Below are 22224 nucleotides of genomic sequence, written 5' to 3'. Positions count from 1 at the left end.
AGTGATGACCGTGAACCAGATTGATTTCTCACAACATGATTATCAAAAAGAGTTAGATAGATTGCGTCATAAATATCAATTTGACTTTGCTGGTATCGCATTACCGACAGAAGATCATGTTGGCACGAAAATCAAATGGAGATACGTGTCAGGCAACTTAAATGAAAGATATCGACGCATCGAACTACGCTATGGGCGTGGTGTAGCTGGCAATGTCATGAAAACAGGTAAGTCTATGATTATTCATGATGCGAATGAAGAGCAAATTCAAAGCGCGTTGTTTAACTACCCTATTTTAATCAGTGAACAACTGACTTCTATTGTGGCAATACCACTTTGGCATAATCATCGTGTCAAAGGGGTATTGTTATTTGGTCAACGAGAGGGTGTACCATTGCCACAAGTTGCTAAAAATGTTTCTGAAATTAAAGGAATCGGTAGTTTAACAAGCGAAGATAAGGTGATGCAATGATGATAGAGCAGCAAAAAGAAGAACTTTCATCTTTTTTAAATGCATATTACCATCAGACTTCTGAGATGATTATTTTTATCGATGCTGAAGGAAAAGTTATATATATGAATGAAGCAGCAGAGCGTGTGATATCACCAGAGAATGATTTGAGTGGCATATCTAATACGATATGTGGGCGCTGTGAAGGGCATACGAATGAACATGCCTTACAAACATGTTATAACTGTTTTTTACAAGCAGAAGATTTAGGTAATACAGCATTTCAAGTTTTTATGAAAACAACAGATAATAAGGTAGAACCTTTTACAGCAACGTATCAAACAATAGATGAAGTGAACCAAATCAAAGCTTTTACATTACAAAATGTAACACCACAGCTACAACGTCAAGAAAAATTATATCAACGTAACATGATACGTAAAACAATTGCAGCTCAAGAAAACGAACGTAAGCGGATTTCGAGAGAGCTGCACGATGGTGTAGTTCAAGAGCTACTCAATGTAAGTGTAGAGTTGCGTCTTCTCAAGTATCAAAAGGATATGGAAACTTTATTGGGGCACTCACAGAATATTGAAGGTTTAATGACTAAGTTGATTGATGATATTCGCAACCTATCTTTAGAATTAAGACCTTCTTCGTTAGACGATTTAGGGTTAGATGCGGCATTTAAATCCTATTTTAAACAGCTTGAGTTAAACTATGGCTTAATGGTGAATTATCATTTTGATATGACACCACAACGCTTTGACAGTGAGATTGAAACAGTCGTCTATCGTGTTGTACAAGAAGCGGTATTTAATGCGATGAAGTATGCGGGTGTAGATGTTGTGGATGTTTCCATCAGAAGAACAGAAGACTTTTTATATGCGGAAGTATCTGACCAAGGTCAAGGATTTGAACCGAGCGATTCGCCAAGAGGCTCAGGGCTAGGACTCTATGGTATGAATGAACGTGCTGAACTGGTTAATGGACACCTAGATATAGAAACACAAAAAGGCAAAGGTACAATTGTGTCGCTTGATGTACCAATTAACCAAAAGTGAGGGGAAGAAGTGCATGAAAATCGTAATTGCAGATGATCACGCGGTGGTACGCACGGGCTTTTCGATGATTTTGAATTTTCAAGAAGATATGGAAGTCGTCGGAACAGCTGCTGACGGGGTGGAAGCATATCAAAAAGTGATGGAACATGAACCAGATGTGCTAATTATGGATTTAAGTATGCCACCGGGGGAATCAGGATTAATTGCAACAAGTAAGATATTAGATAGTTTTCCAAATACGAAAATATTAATTCTTACAATGTTTGACGATGAAGAATACCTTTTCCATGTCTTGAGAAGTGGTGCGAGTGGTTATATTTTAAAAAATGCACCTGATGAACAACTTTTACTAGCGATTAGAACGGTTTATAAAGGACAGACATATATCGATCCAAAAATGACGACATCTTTAGTAAAAGAGTTTGTGCAGTCGTCCAATGATGATACGTACTCCAATGATCCTTTCAAGATTTTATCAAAACGAGAGTTGGAAATTTTGCCATTGATTGCAAAAGGGTATGGCAATAAAGATATTGCAGAAAAATTATTTGTTTCTGTAAAAACAGTCGAAGCACATAAAACACGAATAATGGATAAATTAGATTTGAAATCTAAACCTGAACTTGTAGAATATGCCTTAAAGAAAAAGCTGCTTGATTTTTAAGGCACGAAAATCATAAGCAATTTTGGTTGTATTCATACAGCTGAAGTTGCTTTTTTAGTTGTTGCGCTATCTGTGGCAAATAAGGTAGAAGCTATCAAAATGCGTAAATGATTAGGCGCATGATTTGATGTGTGCAGGTTTTTACTATAAATCATCGTGTTTATTTTGTATTAGGGGATACTCCTCTGTGAGTATAGGGGAAGTCCTTATGTTATACATTTCACAATAAGGTTAAACTGATGATGAACAAGCTTATCAAAAGTGGGTGTATTAAGATACTTTTTGATGCTAGAGAATTATAAAAGAAAAGGTGAATGAATGATGAATAAGTCAAAGGGTGGTTTACAGTTAGGGCTACAAACATTCAGTTTAGTTGCTGGATTTATGGCTTGGAGTATCATTGCTCCATTAATGCCATTTATTTCCCAAGACATTGAAGTAACGAGTGGACAGCTTTCTATTATTTTAGCGATCCCTGTTATTTTAGGGTCAGTTTTACGTGTACCATTTGGTTATTTAACAAATATTGTCGGTGCCAAATGGGTATTTTTTACAAGTTTTCTCGTGTTACTTGTGCCTATTTTCTTATTGAGTCAGGCGACAACACCGGGTAACTTAATGTTTGCTGGTTTCTTTTTAGGTGTAGGTGGCGCTATTTTCTCAGTAGGTGTAACATCTATTCCAAAATATTTCGCAAAAGATAAAGTTGGTTTGGCAAACGGTATTTATGGTATGGGTAACTTAGGTACAGCGGTATCAGCTTTTCTAGCACCTCCTATTGCGGGTATTATTGGTTGGCAAAATACAGTACTCAGTTACTTAATCGTTATGGCAGCTTTTGCGATTTTAATGTTTATCTTAGGTGATGGTCAAGAACCAAAAGTTAAAGTACCATTAGTTGAACAATCACGAAAATTATTAGCGAACTACAAGCTGTACTATTTAAGTTTTTGGTATTTCATTACATTCGGTGCATTTGTAGCATTTGGATTGTTCTTACCTAACTATTTAGTAGAACATTTCAGTGTAGATAAAGTAGATGCAGGTATTCGTACAGGTGTTTTCATCGCTTTAGCAACATTTTTACGACCAATCGGTGGTATTCTTGGAGATAAATTCAATGCTGTAACAATGTTAAAAGTCTTTTTCTCGCTCATGATTGTAGGTGCATTAATTTTAGGTATATCAAGTACAATGTTCCTTTTCACAATCGGTTGTTTGACTGTTAGTATTTGTGCAGGTATCGGTAATGGTCTTATTTTCAAATTGGTACCTCATTACTTTTCAAAAGAAGCTGGTGTTGCAAACGGCATCGTATCAATGATGGGGGGTCTCGGAGGATTCTTCCCACCACTTGTGATTTCGGCTGTAACATCAATGACAGGCACAAGCCACTTAGCGTTCATTTTATTAGCAGTTTTTGGTGTAGTTGCATTATTGACAATGTTCAACTTGTCAAAACGTGAAAAAGTCACAGTATAGTAAATAAAGACGTCTTATACATGGAAACAACGATGTATAAGGCGTCTTTTTATTGTTAAAAATGCGTTTTAATTATTGAAGCAAGAAGAACAGGTAATTCTTCAAAGACACTTTTTTTATGAATACGTTCCGTTATTTTATGTGCGTCTTTACCGATTGGTCCACAGTTAATCATCGGAGCTTGAATGTGTTCGATCGCATCGAAGGGAATAGAATAAGTTTGGTTAAAAACAGGAGTGTTATGCACATAGGATTCAAATCCGGAACCATTGGGAGATGGTGAAACATAACTCAAGTCACTAATACCATTAAAGTAATGTATACGTCGTGAAGGTCTGTTAAATTGCGAAAGTGACGTTTTATTGAGTGTCTGACTAATCGCTTCAGTCAATGCATCGTATGAAGCATTTGTTGCAGGATAATAGGGCGGTGAAAAAAACGTGACAACAGTAGGACCAAGTTCTCTACATAAGTTCATCAATCGATCAACAATCGCAATAGATTGTTGATGAGGTGCACTATCAGTTTGTATGCCCTTATCAATACATGCATAAACAGATGTTCTATGATGATGTTCTAAAGCATGATTTAAAAGTGCATCATAAGTCATAAAGTGCATGTCTAGGGGGGCAATGTTTTCTTGTGCAATACGTTGTTGATAGTGTTTGACGCCCTTTTTCATCCCCTCTAACACTGCTGTATTAAATTGTTGAAAGAGTTCATCGGCATTGCGTTTAAATAAAAACATATTAAATAATGCAACCGATCGAAAAGGCGTTTGAACGTCATACTGCTGTTTAATATCAGATACACGCAAACTCACGGGCATAGGCGTATGTTCATCTTCAAATGATTCTTGAAAGCGCGAATGATATTCAATTTCTTGTTGAATATAACTCATAATAAAGTTAGAACTTAATCCAGCAGCAGGTGTACCCACATGGGTTTCTCTTCCATAAACAAGTACACTGGGCATAATCTTACCGATAGAACCTGTATAATGATAATGATTGTTGTCGAGATGTGCTTGTTGAAAAGTAGGTTCGCTATTCAAATGTAAAGCGATAGAGAGTTGATAGGTTTGGCAAAGTGTATCTAAGTATTCAATAGCAGCATGCATACCTTTAGATGTTACCTCCTCATCAGGTACGGTGACTAAAATGAGGTTAATGTCCCAAGATTCTAAAATAGCACGTTCGATGAGTGACATATGAAGCATAAGCCCGGGTTTCATATCCATTACACCACGCCCAAATAAATACTGCTCGGATTTTAAGTCGTCTTGACTCATAGCATCTAAAAGGTGAATATTTTGTTTGAAAGCTGCTGAAAGAGCATCTGTATCGAAGGCTAAATGCTGATAGGGACCGTAATCATCTATGCCTACTGTATCGTAATGACTGATGAGTGTAATCGTTTGTGCTGTATGATATGAACGATAAAGTGCAACAACTGCATGACGTGCATCATCAGTTGGCACGAGGGATAAGTATTCAGGGTGCTGTTGGAAATAAGGCAGTTGTGAAAGTTCTTCTTGAATCAAATAAGGAAAATACTTTTCTCCGGATGAATGTGTAACACTTGAATGTGCAACAAGTTTTTTGAGCAATGCTTCACGATGCTCTGGTGTTTGCCATTGAGCTGTCATAGTCATCTCTCCCCTTTGTTGATAATGTAACTTTATCTTTATTGTAAAGGTTTTCTCATATCAATCACAAATATTTTAGTAGACAGCCTGTTTTTGACTATTGTGTGACGCACAAAAGAGTATATACTGAAAACGATTCAGTTGTGTTAAGATTACTCTATATAATAGTTTAAGACGTTGGAGGCGTACATAATGGCAAAGAAAATAGTAGGTTTTATATTAGCAATTGTTTTACTATTTATCTTAGTAGGGGCTGGCTTTTTTGGTTATAAAGGTTATCAAAAAAGTCAAAACTTAAAATTGATTGATCAATATTTAACAGAGCATCATTTAAAAGATAAGATTATTGAAGAAAAGCATGAGTACGATCCACGAAAAGGTGTGTTTTATAAAGAAATTGTTTTTGAAGGGGATACAAAAAATACATATATTGCACAACCGATACATTTAAAAAGAGGCTTTTTCTTACAAGGATTTGATACGGATACTAAAAAACATGATAAAAAAGCCAAATATAACTTCTTTGATGAAAATTATAAAATGAAATAAAAAAAACAAATTATTTGAGTTGTATGTTTAAAGCGAGAGCGTTGAACTCCTAAGTGAGTGAAAACTGTCTCGCTTTTGTACTTTATTGAGGTGACCAGTTGGATTATTATACAAAATAGAAAGTGTTTTGATATGATAATTATAAAATATAAAAGAGGGGGAATTTATATGAAAAAGACAGAAACGTTGTTAAAAAGCTTAACCGATCTTGATGGCATTGCAGGTCATGAATATGATGTGAAAGCGACGATGACAGAGTTGTTAAAGCCGAATAGTGATGAGATGATATATGATAACTTAGGTGGTGTTTTCGGTAAAAAAACTTCGCAGACAGGTAAGCGTACGTTAATGATTGCAGGTCATTTGGATGAAATCGGATTTATAGTGACAAAAATTGACGATAATGGCTTTATTAAGTTTACACCAATAGGGGGTTGGTGGAATCAAGTGATGTTATCGCAAAAAATGACAATTACAACAGATGATGGGGAAAAAATTCGAGGTATTATTGGATCCAAGCCACCTCATATTTTAACGGCAGAGGCGCGCCAAAAGCCAGTTGATATTAAAGACATGTTTATTGATGTCGGTGCAAGTAGTAAATCCGAAGTAGAAGAAGCAGGCATTGAGATTGGCAATATGATTACACCTTATTCAGAGTTTGAGACATTACTCAATAAAGATTATATGACGGCTAAAGCGTTTGATAATCGTTTTGGTTGTGCATTGGCAGTAGATGTTTTAGACGAACTGAAAAAAGAAAACTTAAATATTAATCTCGTTGCAGGTGCAAATGTTCAAGAAGAAGTGGGATTACGTGGTGCACAAGTGGCAACGCATAAAGTTAAGCCTGACTTAGCAATTGCAGTAGATGTAGGTGTTGCTTATGATACACCTGGATTGGCTTCTGATGGTGATACGAGGTTAGGACATGGTCCTATTGTTCTGAATATGGATGCAAGCAACATTGGGCACACGGGCTTAATTCGTCACATTAAAAATGTAGCAAAGGCACATCATATTCGTTTGCAGTGGGATTCCCTACCGGGTGGTGGCACAGATGCAGGTAATATACATAAGTCATTAGACGGTGTGCCATCTGTCGCATTATCAGTACCACTACGCTATATGCATTCTAATGTTTCTGTAATGAGTAAGTCAGACTATCAACAAGCAGTAAAGTTAGTCGTAGAAGTGGTGAAAGCATTAACAGATGAAGTTGTAGATGAGATCATTTGGTAAATACAAGACGCGAGCGGAACGATAGCCTTAACGCATCAAAGCGCATTCGTTGTGTTTTCGGTAGTATTGGGAGTTGAAAGTCTGATACCAGTCTATTTCATGATTCACCTCTAATTGTTGATTATCATATTAAGCATATATGTTGAAGGGAGCGTAGATGATGAGAAACATCTTATACGTTCTCTTTTTGTAAAGGCATTGATTGAAAGGTGATTGTTACGATCGGGGTGTCATTCATGCATTGTAGATACTAGGTAAACATGTTAAATTGTATAAAATAATATGAAAATGGGGGATGGTATATGACACAACAACATCAAAAGCGCTGGATGGGCTACATTTTAGTAATTGTCGGTGCATCATTTTGGGGTGTCGGTGGTACAGTTTCACAATGGCTTTTTCAGCATGCCAACTTAGATGTGTCATGGTTTGTTGCAGTACGTCTTATCATTTCAGGATTGTTACTTATTATGATTGCTTTTATGACACAAGGGGTAAAAGTTTTTGTCATTTGGTGGGATAAACATGCAGCAATACAAATTGTGATTTATGGTATTCTTGGTATGTTGGCAGTTCAGTACACCTTTATGTCATCCATTAGTTATGGTAATGCGGCGGTTGCGACGCTGTTGCAGTATCTTGGACCGATTATCATTATATTTTATTTGGTACTCACTAAAGTAACGAAACTGGGCTTAAAAGAGGTGATTGCAGTATTATTTGCAATATCAGGAACATATTTATTGCTAACAAATGGTGATATTGAAAATCTTCAAGTGCCAAAACGAGCAATTGTTTGGGGATTATTATCAGCAGTTGCACTTGCATTTTATACGATATATCCTGTTAGACTACTGGCAAGATGGGGATCACTTAATGTAGTAGGTTGGGGGATGTTGATCGGTGGCATAGCTTTAAGTTTCTTACACCCACCTTGGCAAGTGACTTTTACAGATTGGACGCTTGAGACACATTTGCTGTTTTGGTTTGCCATTATTTTTGGAACAATGTTTGCCTTTTGGTTTTACATAGAGAGTTTGCATTATTTATTTCCTCATGAAGCGGGTTTACTTGGAACGATTGAACCACTTACAGCATTATTGACATCTGTCATCTGGCTTAATGTTTCTTTTGGAGTATGGCAATTTTTAGGTGTTCTTTTTATTATCTTGATGGTCGTTGTACTTTCAGTAGTCAAAAAGTAGAAACGAATCATCCGATCATTATTTTGATAATTGAAAAAGACAATCGCAATAAAAAGCAGGCGACTTTCTCAGAAAAATGAAAGTGCCTGCTTGTGTGTTTAGTGGTGATGTGAATGCATATCCATATCATGAATTTTCATCATTAAGCCATGTGGGATATCATCATGATCAACAATTTCTTGTTTAACAAAATCATGACTGCCTTCTTTAGCCGTTAATTTAACAAAATCACCTTGCTTAGGTTGGAAGTTACTGTCCGTTGACAGTGTGACATTTTCTTCTACTGCTTTATCTTTTTCGCTGACAATCTTCTCAGCTGTTGTGTCACTCATCATATAACCATAGTAAGTTTCTTTTGGACTTGTCATCATAATTGCGATAACGATACCAATCGTCACGATGAGCATTGCAGCGATAATCATGATACCGAGAGTTTGTTTTTGTTTCATGTATCATAAGCTCCTTTATTTAAAAGATATATTCATTGTATCGAAAGTAAGCGTATTCAGAAAGGATGAACAATCCGCATAATGTGACAAAATTATGACTTTGAGAAGCTGTAAAAGAGTTATTAAAGCATAAGAGAGATTAGGTATCGTTCTTAATCATCAGAGTTTAAAAATATAGACTTATACAAATACATAATAAGTTAATATATACAAAGTTATTTAAGAATATAGTAATCAGTTATGGTAAGATAGATTTAAATATAAATGGTGTAGAGGAGCGTATAAAGATGAATCATCAACTTAGTGGTAGACGTATTCAAGATCAATGGTTATTAGTCATAGGTATTGTCTTGATTGCTGCAACTTTGCGTGCACCATTGACAGCAGTAGGACCAGTTATTAATGAGATAAAGACGGATTTATATATTAACAACGGTGTTGCCGGCTTGATTACGACAGTGCCATTAATTATTTTTGGTATTTTTTCACCACTTGCATCAAAAGTGTTACAAAAATATGCAATGTCACACGTTTTATTTTATGCCGTATTATTTATAAGCTTAGCGCTTGTGTTGCGTATAAGTGGGGGCGCTGTGACTTTCTTTATCGGTACCGTTTTGCTAGGTATTGCGATCGCATTTGGCAATGTGACGCTTCCAGCTTATGCAAAATGGCGATTTCCACTTCAAATTGGATTAATTACGGGCATTTATAGCGTGACGATGAACTTCACGGCTGGTTTAGGTGGAGGATTGAGTTATCCACTATCCAATCTTACGCCATGGCATTATCGTTTTTCGTTAGTATTTTGGGTGCTTTTTGCGATAAGTGCATTAATTGTATGGGTACCACAGTTACGAAAAAAAGATGAGACGTTAGATATGGGACAATCTAGTGATGATGGGACACCAGTGAGAATTTATCGTTCCAAGATGGCTTGGGCAGTAGCACTGACCATGGCATTTCAATCCATGATGTTTTATAGTATTGTCACGTGGTACCCTTCCATATTAGTGAGTAAAGGCTTTACACCTGAAACAGCAGGCTATTTTTTGATGATTAATCAATTTGCTCAATTACCGATGACGTTTACATTTCCAATTATTGCTGCTAAAATGCAAAGCCAACGTACGCTTATATATATTATTGCGGGTTTAATGGGAACAGGATTTTGTTTGTTATTTACAGAGCAGTACGGGTTGCTCATTTGTGCAATGATTTTGACTGGTATGGGCATAGGCGCTTGTTTTAGTCTTTGTATGACACTTTTTTCAATTCGTGCACGTACAACACGTGTCAGTATGGCATTATCTGGTTTTGGACAATCTATTGGTTATTGGGTTGCTGCCATAGGCCCTTTCTTAATAGGTGTTGTGTATGATTATTTCCATACGTGGTCTGTCGCAATTATATTATTTTTATTTATGGACGCAATGGTACTTATGTTTGGGTGGTTAGCAACTCAAAACACATATATTGATTAAAAAATGGTACAGAACCCCTATTTAAAGATTAGGTTTCTGTACCATCTTTTTTGATTTATTTATCCAGCAGTGTGCGCATATAATTTGAAATTTCTTCTTTCATAGTAGGATCTTTCAAGGCAAAACTTAATGTCGTTTTGACAAAACCAATTTTTTCACCCACATCATAGCGTTTCCCTTCAAATTCATAAGCATAAACTTGATCATCTTGGTTGAGGCGCTCAATGGCATCTGTAAGTTGAATTTCACCACCAGTACCGATTTCTTGGCTATCGAGATAGTCAAAGATATCGTGTGTTAAAACATAACGTCCCATAATCGCCAAGTTAGAGGGTGCTGTGCCTTGCTTGGGTTTTTCAACAAGGTGGTCGATTTCATATAAATTGTGTTGCTTTTTGAGTGGTGAAACGATGCCATAGCGATGTGTTTCGTGGCATGGCACTTCTTGGACGCCAATGATGGACTTGCCTGTTTTTTCAAATTGTTGAATGAGTTGTTCAATTGCAGGAGTGTCAGACTGTACGATGTCATCACCAAGCAAAACTGCAAAAGGCTCATCTCCAAAAAATTGTCTTGCTGTCCATATTGCATGGCCGAGTCCTTTTTGTTCTTTTTGTCGGACATAAAATATATTAGCGAGATCTGTTGAATGTTGTACCTTATCTAGAAGCTCTAATTTACCTTTATCTCGAAGTGTTGCTTCTAACTCTTTTTGGTTATCAAAGTGGTCTTCAATGGCTCGTTTATGTTTACCCGTTACAATGATAATATCTTCAATACCTGCACGAGATGCTTCTTCAACAATGTATTGGATTGTGGGTGTGTCGAGTATGGGTAGCATCTCTTTTGGCATCGCCTTTGTTGCAGGTAAAAATCGTGTTCCAAGACCGGCTGCCGGTATAATGGCTTTTTTTATTTTCGACATGATAACCGTTCCTCCTTTAATGACTTATAATGGGTCATCCTCATTATAGTATAAATGTATCGAGGAATAATACTATTAATATAATATTTGTAGTAACAGTGTATACACGTATAGGTTTGAAGGAGAACGATACGCAGCTCAATCACTTATTCATTTTCTATCCTTTGTCTAAGCATTGCAGGATGTTTATATATTTTTAAAAGTTTAATTTGTTGATGTGGTAAAGTCGTATGTAACTTTTGATATTGAAAGTTATGCACCGTGATGTGTGGTTGCAATTGGAACGTTTGCTGAACATGTTGTACATCTTGAAGTGGTAAGTAATAGTGTTCAATATCACGCGCAATACCATGAATAACATTGGAATATATATCATCATATGTGTATGTGACAACGAGTTGTTTAGATAAATAGCCCATACTAAAGATTTGATAATGATAGGTAAGTGCTTTTTGATCTTTTGTTTCTGTCATCGGTGCATTTTGTTCAAAGAGTAATATTAAGTATGCATCTTTTGTCTCATTAAGTAGATAGTGATCTGTTTGAATATTTAACATACCTGCAAAATACTGATGAATATTATAAATCAAACTATAAGGTAGCTGATGCCCGTATTGATTAAAATATGCAATAGGTTGATTGACAGAAGAAACGATCGGGATACCTATGCCTGAGATATCAGCAGGAAGTTGAAGTAATAATGCTAAAAATTGATTCGGCAGTCCTACGTGAGCGTTATTCCACAAATGCTTCATAACATTTTCATTCAGATTCAGTAAAACAATAGGTGTATGCGCATCATCTATTGTTTGTTTGAACTGTTTAAGCCAACATTCGATGTGACGAATAGAAGCACAATCTTTTGTCCAAGGTAGCTTATCAAAAGGCAAGCAATAATAATCAAAGTACGCATCATACTTTTTGAGTGATCCGATAGATCGCTTATCAGCTGATGTCAATGGTAACGCGATAGATAGTCCAATTGAACTGTGTGGTAGATATTTTTGAATATGTTGCCTAATAAACATGATTTCATCTTCAGAAAAGTCATAGGATGCCAATGTTATTGCAAATTGAAGTGACTCCAATGACAATGAATTAGGATTGGCAGCAATCATATATAAAAGTGGCTGTAACAATAACTTGTCAAATGCTTCAAAATGAGACATAGAAGTAAAATAAAAGTTACATGTGATATGGTATGAGACCATTAATTGGCAAAAGTGGTTTAAATCCATTGTGTTGTCAAATGTCATATCTTGTAACGTAGGTTGCTTAAAAAATAAAGTTAAATGTCTTTGATGCGTATTACCACTTGCTGGATGTACCACTTTTTGAATTGCTTCGTAAATATGCATATTATTAATTTCGAGAAAAAGTTGTCTTTGGTGTGTATATGTCGGCTCTATAAAAGCACTTAAATCAATAGGAACATGAACAGAAGAAGCTGTATGGTGTTCTTGGTTTAAGTAGTTATTAAAAAACTTAAAATCAAAAGATGCTATCGAAATGACCTCATCCTGTTCTTTATAATGGCTACGATAATCAACAGGACTCATCCCCATATAAGATTTAAAGACCTTAGAATAATTATTGTAGCTAGAAAATCCTCTTTGAACTGCAATGTTTTGAAGAGTTGCATTAGTTAGTAGCAATGGGTGTAAAGTGAGACCAATTTTTAATGTTGTGAAAAAATGTTTAAAGCTATAATTTAAGTGCTTTGTAAATAAAATTGAAATATAAGATTTTGACACAAAGAAGTGATCACTTAAAATTTGTAGTGTGATTGGACTATCGATATGATTGTAGACATATTGGAAAATCGTGTTAAGTAATTTGTTATTAACTCTGATATCTGGTAGATACAGCGTGTCAAGCTGCATATAAGTTTCTTCAAACAGTATTTTTAAAACATCATAGACTAATATTTGATTTCGATCATTTTCATTAGTTTTAATGATATGTTTAAGCAATGACTTTACTTTATTTTGAGAGGTAAAGTGCTCTTGTTTGAAAAAACCTGAGTAATAGTCATCGGTGTAGTTAGAGAAAAAATGCATAGGGATAGATATTTTCATGAGTGCTTGTGCATGTTGGATTTTTACGATATCTAAATTGTTGATAATAATGATACGATTGTAGCCATGGATATGTTTACCGTTAAGTTGTAAGTCAAGTATCCCTTCAAATGACATCAACAATTGCACTTCATTGAGTACGCGATATGTTTCAGATTGATGTTGCGTCAACAATTCAATAGTAATGCCCCTCATAGTTTACCTCTTCCATTTTCAAAATAACGTCTATTTTTTAAACGTAATATTGAAAATACGTAATAAATATCCTTAATTATATAGCCGTCTAATCTTAGGTCACAACGTGTTATAGAGAATTGTATAGATTTGTCGCATATTCAAAAAAATCGACATATTTCAGAGGTGATCGATATAAAAAAAAGACATTGCAATAAAATAAAGAAGTAAATCACTAAATAAATTACATAGAATGAATAAAAGTTGTAAAAAAATAAGGAAAATAAGTAAAAAAACAGAAGCCGAAAAGCATGTTGAAAAACGATGTGTCTTTGTGAAGAGGGATATAAATTTAATAAAAGAGATTATAATAAAAATATAGCACATATGTTCGCCTTTAGGTAGGATTATCTTCATAAATTTAATCATTTAATCTAATGCTTAAAATTTTCTTGAAAATTCTATGAATAGGATTGATTATGTGGGATGAAATGCGTAAAATATAAATTGATAGTTTTGGTACCGGTTCCATTTGTGTAGTAAAAGTATTTGTGACGTAATAAAAGTGTGTTTTATGACAATAGAGGAGGGGTTTTATGGCGTTTGAAAAAGAAGCCAAAGTCATATTGGAAGCAATTGGTGGCAAGGATAATATTGAAGAGATGGGGCATTGTGCCACGCGACTGAGGTTAACATTAAAAGATGAACAAATAGTTGATGAAAAAGCACTTAATGATTTAGATATTGTAAAAGGTACATTTTCTACATCAGATCAGTATCAGATTATTATTGGTTCAGGTACGGTCAATAAAGTGTACCAAGCCATCGATAATTTAAGAGGTGGAACACAGCCAACAGAGGAATCTCAAAAAGATACCCAGTCAAAAAAACAAAAGAAGAAGGGGAATCCGTTACAACGTTTTGTAAAGATGTTGTCTGATATTTTCGTGCCGATTATACCAGCTATTGTTGCTGGTGGTTTACTCATGGGATTGAACAATATTTTAACAGCAAAAGGAATATTCGCTGAGGGTCAATCTCTAGTTGATATGTATCCACACTTTGCACAATTTGCGCATATGGTCAATATCTTTGCGAGTGCACCTTTTACGCTATTACCTATCTTAATCGGTTTTAGTGCGGCTAAACGTTTCGGTGGAAATGCATTTTTAGGTGCTGCACTTGGTGCAATTATGGTTCATCCTGAGTTAATGAATGGTTACGCTTATCCTGAAGCATTAGCAAACGGTGATTCAATACCTAAATGGGCGTTTTTAGGATTGTCTATTGCACAAGTCGGTTATCAAGGGCAAGTTTTACCGATTTTAGTATCTTCTTATATTTTAGCAATGCTAGAGCGTGGTTTACGTCGTATTGTGCCAACAGTATTGGACAACTTGTTAACACCTTTAATTGCACTATTTGTTACAGCATTTGCTACGTTTGTATTTGTAGGTCCGCTTACACGTACAATGGGCTACTGGTTAACAGACGGTCTTACATTTTTGTATGAAGCGGGCGGTGCAATTGGTGGCTTGATTTTTGGTTTATTCTATGCGCCGATTGTTATTACAGGTATGCACCATAGTTTTATTGCAATTGAAACATCTTTAATTGCAGAGCATGTGAAAACAGGAGGTTCTTTTATCTTTCCGATTGCGGCAATGTCTAATATGGCACAAGGTGCAGCTGCACTTGCAGCATTTATACTCATTAAACAGAATAAAAAGTTAAAAGGTGTTGCGTCAGCTGCAGGTGTATCAGCTGTTTTAGGTATTACAGAGCCTGCGATGTTTGGTGTTAACTTAAAATTGCGTTATCCATTTATTGGTGCCATGATTGGTTCAGGTCTTGGTGCTGCATATGTTTCGTTTTTCCAAGTTAAAGCGACGGCATTAGGTGCGGCAGGTATCCCGGGTGTCATCTCTATTGCAGCAGGTTCATGGACGCACTATATCATTGGTATGTGCATTGCATTTATTGGCAGCTTTGTTGTAACACTTGTATTATCTAAACGTAAAAAATATCGCAATGTCGAAGAACTCTAAAAAAAAGTGAGCAACCTTGTGTGAAAGGGGGCTCACTTTTTTTATTAAATATTATAATTTGTTGTTGCGCCATAGCAAGGTAAACATGATTAAGACTAAAGCAATAGAAATAACAATAATAATAACCCAAGATAGCATACTATGTGTATCGATAGGTAAAGGGACGTTCATACCAAAAAAACTAAACACTAATGTAGGTAATGTAAGTAAAACAGTAAAAATGGTCAATGTTTTCATAGTGGTGTTCAGCTGGTTTGATAATAAAGAGGCATACGAATTGGAAAGACTTTCCACAATGCGTAAATAGAGTTCTGTCGTTTCTATTGCTTGCTGATGTTCGTTATGTAAATCTTCTAAGAGTTCCTCATCTTCATCAAAACGTTTAATGGCAGGTAAACGGAATAAATGACGAATCGTTGATGCATTGGTTTTTAATGAAGCAAGAAAGTACACTAAACTCTTTTCGATTTCATTTAAGAGATAGAGCTGTGTATTGGTTACACGTTGTTGCAAGTTAAGTTCCACTTGGTGTTGTTCTTTATTGAGTAGACGTAGACTTCTATTGTATTGTGCTGCCATATCGTACATAACTTTAAGGGCAAACTGGCTTTTGTATCTAAGATTAATAGGTTTTTGGATCAGATGTTCAAAATACTGGAAAGGTTTAGCGCAAACCGTCACGATGACATCATTACCAAGAATAATGCCTAAAGGTAAAGTGGTAAAACTTTTCAATTTATACTTGCCAGTTTTACTCATTGGCAAATCACTGATAATTAAAGAGTAGTCGCTTTCTTCATCATATTCTATACGAGAGCTTTCTTCGCGATCTAAAGCATCTTCTAAAAAGTCTTTTGGAAAGCCGTAATATTCTATTAAGGCTTGAGCCTCTTCCTGTGTAGGCTTCACGACATTTAACCACTGCGCTTCCGACCAATTATTTGTCGATACAATAGCAAGTGTCTCATCATTTTTGTAAGCAGTAATCATGGTATTCTCCTTTAATCCTCACTCTAATCATATAGTTCCATCATACCATACCCATTTTTGTGAAGTAGGATGTATAAATATAGATTTTTTGTTCTTATAAGCTAGATTAAATATGGATGAAGCCATTATAAAAATGTAACTTAAAACAAAATTCACACCATCTTAACATTAAATTTACATTTAGAAGTCATACTAATATGTGAAGCATACATGATAACAAATTGAAAGTGATATTAAATCTAAAAGAACAAATACATTATAGAGGTGAAATCATGGAAATGTCAGTGACACAAGTCATCTTTTCATTTTTAGGGGGACTTGGGATCTTCCTATATGGATTAAAAGTAATGGGTGATGGACTTCAAGCATCTGCTGGAGACCGTTTAAGAGAAATTTTAAATAAATTCACATCTAATCCATTTCTTGGTGTGTTAGCAGGTATGATTGTAACCATACTTATTCAAAGTAGTTCAGGAACAACTGTTATTACAATTGGTTTAGTTACTGCAGGGTTTATGACGTTAAAGCAGGCAATTGGTGTCATTATGGGTGCAAATATTGGTACGACGGTTACAGCATTTATTATCGGGATTGATTTAGGCGAGTATGCAATGCCTATTTTGGCAATTGGTGCCTTTTTAATTTTCTTCTTCAAAAAATCAAAGATCAATAATATTGGTCGTATTTTATTTGGTTTTGGTTCACTCTTTTTTGGTTTAGAGTTTATGGGTGGAGCAGTTAAGCCACTTGCAGAGTTAGATGGTTTCAGACAAATTATGTTAGATATGTCATCGAATCCATTATATGGTGTGTTAGCCGGTGTCGGCTTGACAGCACTTGTTCAAAGTTCGAGTGCTACAATCGGTATTCTACAAGAGTTTTATGGTCAAGGTTTAATCGAGTTACATGGTGCAATTCCTGTGCTATTGGGTGATAACATTGGAACGACAGTCACAGCAGTGTTAGCAAGCTTGGCAGGTTCGTTAGCGGCTAAACGTGCAGCTTTTGTACATGTTATTTTCAATGTTATTGGTGTAATCATCTTCTCACTGTTTTTACCACTTGTTATCCATCTCGTAGGTGCTTTGCAGGAAGCATGGCACTTAAAACCCGCAATGGCGATTGCCTTTGCTCATGGTGCATTTAATGTAACGAATACAATCATCCAATTACCGTTTGTCGGTGTATTAGCTTGGATTGTAACAAAAATTGTACCGGGTAAAGATATTACAGAAGATTATAAACCACAACATTTAAATAAAGATCTCGTTTATCATGCACCAAGTGTTGCTTTACAAGAAACACAAAAAGAGTTAAAAAATGTAGGTCAAATCGTACAATCTATGTTAGAAGATGTACGTGATACAGACAAGATAGATAAAAAATTCTTGAAAAAAGTAGAACAAAAGCACCAAGCTGTAGAGACGATTAATGATAGCATTCGCAGTTATTTAGTACGTATCTCAACAAAAGATGTCAATAAAAAAGATGTTGAACGTTTAGCGGTAATGTTTGACGTCAATCGATCTATTCTCAAGGTCTCAGATTTAATCAAAGAGTATATGGATCAAGTGAACCGTAAAAGGCAAAAAGAGATTCGTTTGACAGAAGATGCTCAGCGCGGTATCACAAAATTATTTGATTTTGTGACTGAGTCATTCGATAAAGCATTAGAGACGCTAGATGTTTATGATACAACGAAAAAAGATGAAGTTGTTGAGCGAAGTAAAGAAGCATTTAATATTGAGCATAAACTACGTAAAGGACATATTAAACGTCTAAATCGAGGAGAATGTTCAACAGATGGCGGTCTATATTATGTTGATATGATTTCTGTATTAGAACGCATCGGCTATAATTCAAGAAATATTTCAGAATCTATGGTTGGCCTCAATGACGATGTATCGTTTGAAGAAGAGCCAGTCACAACATAAACTATGATTTGAAGATAAGAGAGCAGTAAAATAGCTATTCCACATTTTTGAAATCTCAATGTATCATGGATTAAACACCTTTCACGTAATGATTATTACTGTGGAGGGTGTTTTTGTTAGAGAAAAAGGATTGTTTTTACTAAAGAGTTTGATAAAATTTTAAAATAAAGTCGAAATAAATAATGGAGGTAAAATATGACTATTGTAAAGCGGGCGGTATTCGTTTGCATGGCATGTATGCTCTATATAGTGATAATGGGTGCACAAGTCAATGATGTTTCTGCACATGCTTCACTTGAACGGCAACAACCTGCACACAATGAAGTGGTTACAGAAACACCAGATATACTGACATTAGAGTTTAGTGAACCGATAAATACTAAATACACTAAAATACAACTTTATAATGACCGAGGTGAACAAGTGGAAGTCCTCCACCCGATAGAAACAGGTTACTCAGATAAAGTCACCTTTAATACGAAAAAAAGTAAAAAAGGAACATATATTGCTGTATGGGATGCCATTTCACTAGATGGTCATGAAATTGAAGGGCAGTATTATTTTTCGGTAGGAGAACAAACGGCAACACATATCGATACGAGTAAACCATTTTATGCAGATGCTTTTTGGTGGTTAGGTGTATTGCGCTTTATGATGCAAGCAAGTGTCTTGATATTAACTGGACTTTATATCGTTAATCGTTTAATGGCAAAGCAAGGTGCGCCAACCTATCATATTTTAACAAAATATCGCAGTGTTGCTTGGATACTTATTATGTTGATAAGCATCACAACAATTGTTTATTTGATGACACTGCCACAAGAAGTGATTCAAGACTTATTTATATTGAAAACATCAACATGGTTTGCATTTCCATATATATTATCTATGTTTGCACTCAGTATTGTACTTATCTTGTTTTCTTTAAAAGATATGGAAACCATATGGTATGATGCTATGCCTGTATTGATTTTTATCAGTTTAGCAACATCTGGTCATGTATGGGCACAATCTTGGCCTATATATGCGATTGTACTCAGAACATTACATTTAGGGGGGATCGCATTATGGCTTGGAAGTTTTGCTTATCTCTTGGCATATACACGTGTACGTCATCAACATTCATATGTTCTAATCTTGAGGGATGTATTGTTTAAGTCCAATATTACTGCTGTATTGCTTATTATTATAACGGGTATACTCATGTCTGTTGATGCGACATCACTTCAAGCGATTGTTACACAACAAACGACATACAGTGGGTTATGGTTTGGAAAGTTATTTTATACTACATTGTTAATGCTCCTTGGTGCTGTTCAAACATTCTGGGCGATGAACAAAAAAAGACGTATCCATAAACCATTGTTATACATCGAGCTCGTGATTGGTTTGTTTCTTATATTAGCAGGTATCATTATGAGTCAAATCGAAATTCCATTATAAAATGAAAGGTCATGATAGTATGAATTTATTTAAAGTTTTAGTGAGTTTTATTTTCTTTTCAGTCATTATGGGTACAGCATATACGGCATATGCACACGTCACATTAAATCCTCAAGTCAGTGAACCAGGATCATATGAAGCGTATCATGTACGTGTACCCGTAGAGCGAGATGAAAATACAGTAAAGTTAGAACTTGAGGTGCCTGATGGTGTGACGCTTTCAACAGTTGAACCTGTACCAGGCTTTAAACATAGCTTTACGCAAGATAAAAAGGGAAATATTAAAAAAGTGACATGGACTGCAACAGGTAAAGGGATTGGAAAACATGAGCATATGGATTTTCCAATTGTTGTTGCAAATCCTGATGAAGAAGGGACATTTAAGTGGAGCGCAATTCAGACTTATAAAGATGGTAAAGTGGTGCGTTGGACGGATGAAGATGCTGAAAGTGAAACACCTGCACCTACAACAGAAGTTAAGGAAAATAGTGGAAATGTATCATCAACAGAAGCGCATACTGAAAGTTCAACGGGTATGATAGCGCTGTGGATCATATCAATACTTGCATTAATTGTATCAGCGATTGCATTGTTTAAACGCGGTAACTTTACAAAATCTGACAATTAATAGACATTGTTATCCTTATATATAAATGGAGAGATAAAAGTGATATGATGTGATGGAGTGGCGTCATACAGATTTGCTCGAAAAACTGAGCGTGAATATGGAGCGTGAACAGTATATGAAAAGAATATTATATGCATTTATGGTTTATACGGTATTAGGATTGTTTAGTGGATTTGCATATCGTGAACTCACTCTACATTATAACTTTACAGGAGAAACACAAATGAGTGTGATGCATACGCATCTACTAACATTAGGGATGTTTGTTTTTTTGATTTTAATATCCATTGAAAAATTATTTAAAATTAGCAGTTACTATTTATTCAATTGGTTTTTTATTATCTATAATATTGGTGTACTTATAACAGTAAGTATGCAGTTTGCAAAAGGTTTTATGCAAATATCTGGGCAAGAAATTCCGGCTTCTTTTTCAGGATTTGCGGGTATTGGTCATGTTGTCGTGACGGCTGGTTTTATTCTGCTCTTTTTCTTACTAAGACAGGCTATTTTAAAAGAACCAAGAGATTCATCGGAAATATAGAGCAGAACGCTGATATAAGAGAATTTATACGCAATAAGAGCGTTAATGGCAGTAAGTGGCTAGAAGTAAAATCGTTTTAACAGATTTTTCACTTCTAGCCACCTTTGTTCGAGTGGGGCTACGAAAGTTTTGATAAAATAAGCTTTCTGTCCCACTTTGTTATTTTATCGTGGTAGTATTTTTTTATTTGCTTCTCTAAACATATCATTATGGCTTGAAACAAAACCATTTTTGGGAGCTTCTGGACAAATATACTGTTTAGCACTGTTAGCAGCATGTGCACCATCGCTAAAAGCACTTGCGATCAAATGAACTTTGGCAGGGTGTTGTACGATATCACCACAAGCAAAAATACCAGGAATTGTAGTGAGAGAGTTGCCTTGACCTTCTATAAAATGTTCGTCTTGTACTTTAATATTTAAATCAATATCTTTTAATAAATCTAAGTTTCTTTCAAAACCATGTCCAATGATTACTTCATCAACTTTGATCGTTGTTTGTTCATGTGTTTCAGTATGCTCTAAAACGACTTCGTTAATTGTATTTGCATGATGATCAGTATTATTCAGTTGGATAATTTGTGTGTTTGGCATTTTTTGGACATCTAATTCACTTAAAATTTTTGCCATAGCTTCATGACCAGATATATCTTGTTTACGGTACACAAGTGTAACACTTTTTGCATAATCAGAGAGGTCACGTGCCCAGTCTAAGGCTGCATTTCCAGAACCAGAAATTAAAACATGCTTTCCTTTGAAATGAGCATATTTTTGAACAACGTAATGTAAGTTTGTCAATTCAAATCTTTCAGCACCTTCTATATTTAACGTTTGTGGTTTAATGATGCCGCCCCCAATGGCGATAATCACTGAACGCGAAAAGAAAGATGCACCTTCATCACTAATCACTTCAAAGTGCTGTTCACCGTGTTTTTTAATATCTACAACTTTTGTATTTAAACATATATGTGGATTGAAGTGTGTACCTTGCTCTACCAAATCTTGAATAATTTCATAGCTTGTTTTTGGGGCGAGTCCACCAATATCCCAAACTACTTTTTCCGGATAGAGCTGCATTTTTCCACCTAAAACAGGTTGAACATCGATTAAACGAACAGACATCCCTCTTAAACCTGCATAAAAACTTGCAAATAGTCCAGCGGGACCACCACCAATAATTGTTACATCTTTCATCAAGTGTCACCCCTCAAATGAGTAATAAGTTT

The 22224-nt window shown here is 35.5% G+C and carries 19 protein-coding genes; 13 read left to right on the top strand and 6 right to left on the bottom strand.

Annotation, left to right across the window (positions count from 1 at the left end):
• Nucleotides 1–10 precede the first annotated feature (10 nt).
• The 4 genes from nreA to FGL66_RS08650 all read left to right on the top strand — a co-directional run bounded on the left by nreA (nucleotide 11) and on the right by FGL66_RS08650 (nucleotide 3661).
• Nucleotides 11–472, top strand: coding sequence for a nitrate respiration regulation accessory nitrate sensor NreA (gene nreA, locus FGL66_RS08665; protein ID WP_180809416.1), 462 nt, complete (start codon nucleotides 11–13; stop codon nucleotides 470–472).
• Nucleotides 472–1515 (top strand): sensor histidine kinase, encoded by a 1044-nt coding sequence (locus FGL66_RS08660; RefSeq protein ID WP_180809415.1) that lies wholly within the window; start codon nucleotides 472–474, stop codon nucleotides 1513–1515. The genes nreA and FGL66_RS08660 overlap by 1 nt, the downstream gene beginning before the upstream one ends.
• 13 nt (nucleotides 1516–1528) lie before the next feature.
• Entirely contained in the window at nucleotides 1529–2179 is a 651-nt protein-coding gene (gene nreC, locus FGL66_RS08655; protein WP_180809414.1) for a nitrate respiration regulation response regulator NreC, read from the top strand.
• A gap of 321 nt (nucleotides 2180–2500) precedes the next feature.
• The gene (locus FGL66_RS08650; RefSeq protein ID WP_180809413.1) at nucleotides 2501–3661 is read left to right on the top strand and encodes a nitrate/nitrite transporter; all 1161 of its coding nucleotides are present in this window, start codon (nucleotides 2501–2503) and stop codon (nucleotides 3659–3661) included.
• Nucleotides 3662–3716: 55 nt separating this feature from the next.
• Here the strand turns inward: FGL66_RS08650 and FGL66_RS08645 are convergent, their stop codons facing one another.
• Nucleotides 3717–5309 carry a M20/M25/M40 family metallo-hydrolase gene (locus tag FGL66_RS08645; protein WP_180809412.1) on the bottom strand — a complete coding sequence of 531 codons (1593 nt, stop codon included), beginning with the start codon at nucleotides 5307–5309 and terminating at the stop codon, nucleotides 3717–3719.
• A 192-nt stretch (nucleotides 5310–5501) separates the two neighbouring features.
• On the opposite strand from FGL66_RS08645, the gene FGL66_RS08640 reads away from it, so the two are divergent.
• The 3 genes from FGL66_RS08640 (at nucleotide 5502) to FGL66_RS08630 (ending at nucleotide 8305) form a co-directional block, all read left to right on the top strand.
• Nucleotides 5502–5858, top strand: coding sequence for a DUF3139 domain-containing protein (locus FGL66_RS08640; protein ID WP_180809411.1), 357 nt, complete (start codon nucleotides 5502–5504; stop codon nucleotides 5856–5858).
• 168 nt (nucleotides 5859–6026) lie between these two features.
• Nucleotides 6027–7100 carry a M42 family metallopeptidase gene (locus FGL66_RS08635; RefSeq protein WP_180809410.1) on the top strand — a complete coding sequence of 358 codons (1074 nt, stop codon included), beginning with the start codon at nucleotides 6027–6029 and terminating at the stop codon, nucleotides 7098–7100.
• Nucleotides 7101–7402: 302 nt separating this feature from the next.
• Nucleotides 7403–8305 carry an EamA family transporter gene (locus FGL66_RS08630; protein WP_180809409.1) on the top strand — a complete coding sequence of 301 codons (903 nt, stop codon included), beginning with the start codon at nucleotides 7403–7405 and terminating at the stop codon, nucleotides 8303–8305.
• A gap of 98 nt (nucleotides 8306–8403) precedes the next feature.
• Here the strand turns inward: FGL66_RS08630 and FGL66_RS08625 are convergent, their stop codons facing one another.
• Entirely contained in the window at nucleotides 8404–8754 is a 351-nt protein-coding gene (locus tag FGL66_RS08625) for a DUF4889 domain-containing protein (protein ID WP_180809408.1), read from the bottom strand.
• Between the two features lie 287 nt (nucleotides 8755–9041).
• Here FGL66_RS08625 and FGL66_RS08620 point away from each other — a divergent pair, with 287 nt between their 5' ends.
• Nucleotides 9042–10238 (top strand): CynX/NimT family MFS transporter, encoded by a 1197-nt coding sequence (locus tag FGL66_RS08620; protein ID WP_180809407.1) that lies wholly within the window; start codon nucleotides 9042–9044, stop codon nucleotides 10236–10238.
• Between the two features lie 55 nt (nucleotides 10239–10293).
• Here FGL66_RS08620 and galU read toward each other — a convergent pair whose 3' ends face one another.
• Together galU and FGL66_RS08610 are read right to left on the bottom strand one after the other, a co-directional pair.
• Complete coding sequence (galU, locus tag FGL66_RS08615) at nucleotides 10294–11163, bottom strand: UTP--glucose-1-phosphate uridylyltransferase GalU (protein ID WP_180809406.1); 870 nt, start codon at nucleotides 11161–11163, stop codon at nucleotides 10294–10296.
• Nucleotides 11164–11309: 146 nt separating this feature from the next.
• Nucleotides 11310–13436, bottom strand: a complete 2127-nt coding sequence (locus FGL66_RS08610; RefSeq protein ID WP_180809405.1) for a helix-turn-helix transcriptional regulator — start codon at nucleotides 13434–13436, stop codon at nucleotides 11310–11312.
• Between the two features lie 575 nt (nucleotides 13437–14011).
• Here FGL66_RS08610 and FGL66_RS08605 point away from each other — a divergent pair.
• Nucleotides 14012–15463, top strand: a complete 1452-nt coding sequence (locus tag FGL66_RS08605; protein WP_180809404.1) for a sucrose-specific PTS transporter subunit IIBC — start codon at nucleotides 14012–14014, stop codon at nucleotides 15461–15463.
• Nucleotides 15464–15514: 51 nt separating this feature from the next.
• Here FGL66_RS08605 and FGL66_RS08600 read toward each other — a convergent pair whose 3' ends face one another.
• Nucleotides 15515–16453 (bottom strand): magnesium transporter CorA family protein, encoded by a 939-nt coding sequence (locus FGL66_RS08600; RefSeq protein WP_180809403.1) that lies wholly within the window; start codon nucleotides 16451–16453, stop codon nucleotides 15515–15517.
• A gap of 278 nt (nucleotides 16454–16731) precedes the next feature.
• Here FGL66_RS08600 and FGL66_RS08595 point away from each other — a divergent pair, with 278 nt between their 5' ends.
• From FGL66_RS08595 to FGL66_RS08580, 4 genes are all read left to right on the top strand, one after another.
• Nucleotides 16732–18387, top strand: coding sequence for a Na/Pi cotransporter family protein (locus FGL66_RS08595; protein ID WP_180810510.1), 1656 nt, complete (start codon nucleotides 16732–16734; stop codon nucleotides 18385–18387).
• A gap of 195 nt (nucleotides 18388–18582) precedes the next feature.
• Nucleotides 18583–19830: a copper resistance CopC/CopD family protein gene (locus FGL66_RS08590; protein WP_180809402.1), complete on the top strand. Its 1248-nt coding sequence runs from the start codon at nucleotides 18583–18585 to the stop codon at nucleotides 19828–19830.
• A gap of 19 nt (nucleotides 19831–19849) precedes the next feature.
• A complete protein-coding gene (locus FGL66_RS08585; RefSeq protein WP_180809401.1) occupies nucleotides 19850–20458 on the top strand; it encodes a YcnI family protein in 609 nt (202 codons plus the stop codon).
• Nucleotides 20459–20573: 115 nt separating this feature from the next.
• Entirely contained in the window at nucleotides 20574–20999 is a 426-nt protein-coding gene (locus tag FGL66_RS08580) for a DUF2871 domain-containing protein (RefSeq protein WP_180810509.1), read from the top strand.
• A gap of 164 nt (nucleotides 21000–21163) precedes the next feature.
• On the opposite strand, the gene FGL66_RS08575 is transcribed toward FGL66_RS08580, so the two are convergent.
• Entirely contained in the window at nucleotides 21164–22192 is a 1029-nt protein-coding gene (locus FGL66_RS08575) for an NAD(P)/FAD-dependent oxidoreductase (protein ID WP_180809400.1), read from the bottom strand.
• Nucleotides 22193–22224 lie beyond the last annotated feature (32 nt).

Origin of the sequence: Staphylococcus sp. 17KM0847 (genome assembly GCF_013463155.1) — a bacterium.
Taxonomy (GTDB): domain Bacteria; phylum Bacillota; class Bacilli; order Staphylococcales; family Staphylococcaceae; genus Staphylococcus.
Note: the sequence above shows the minus strand (reverse complement) of the source record. Positions and strands in the feature narration are given on the sequence as shown.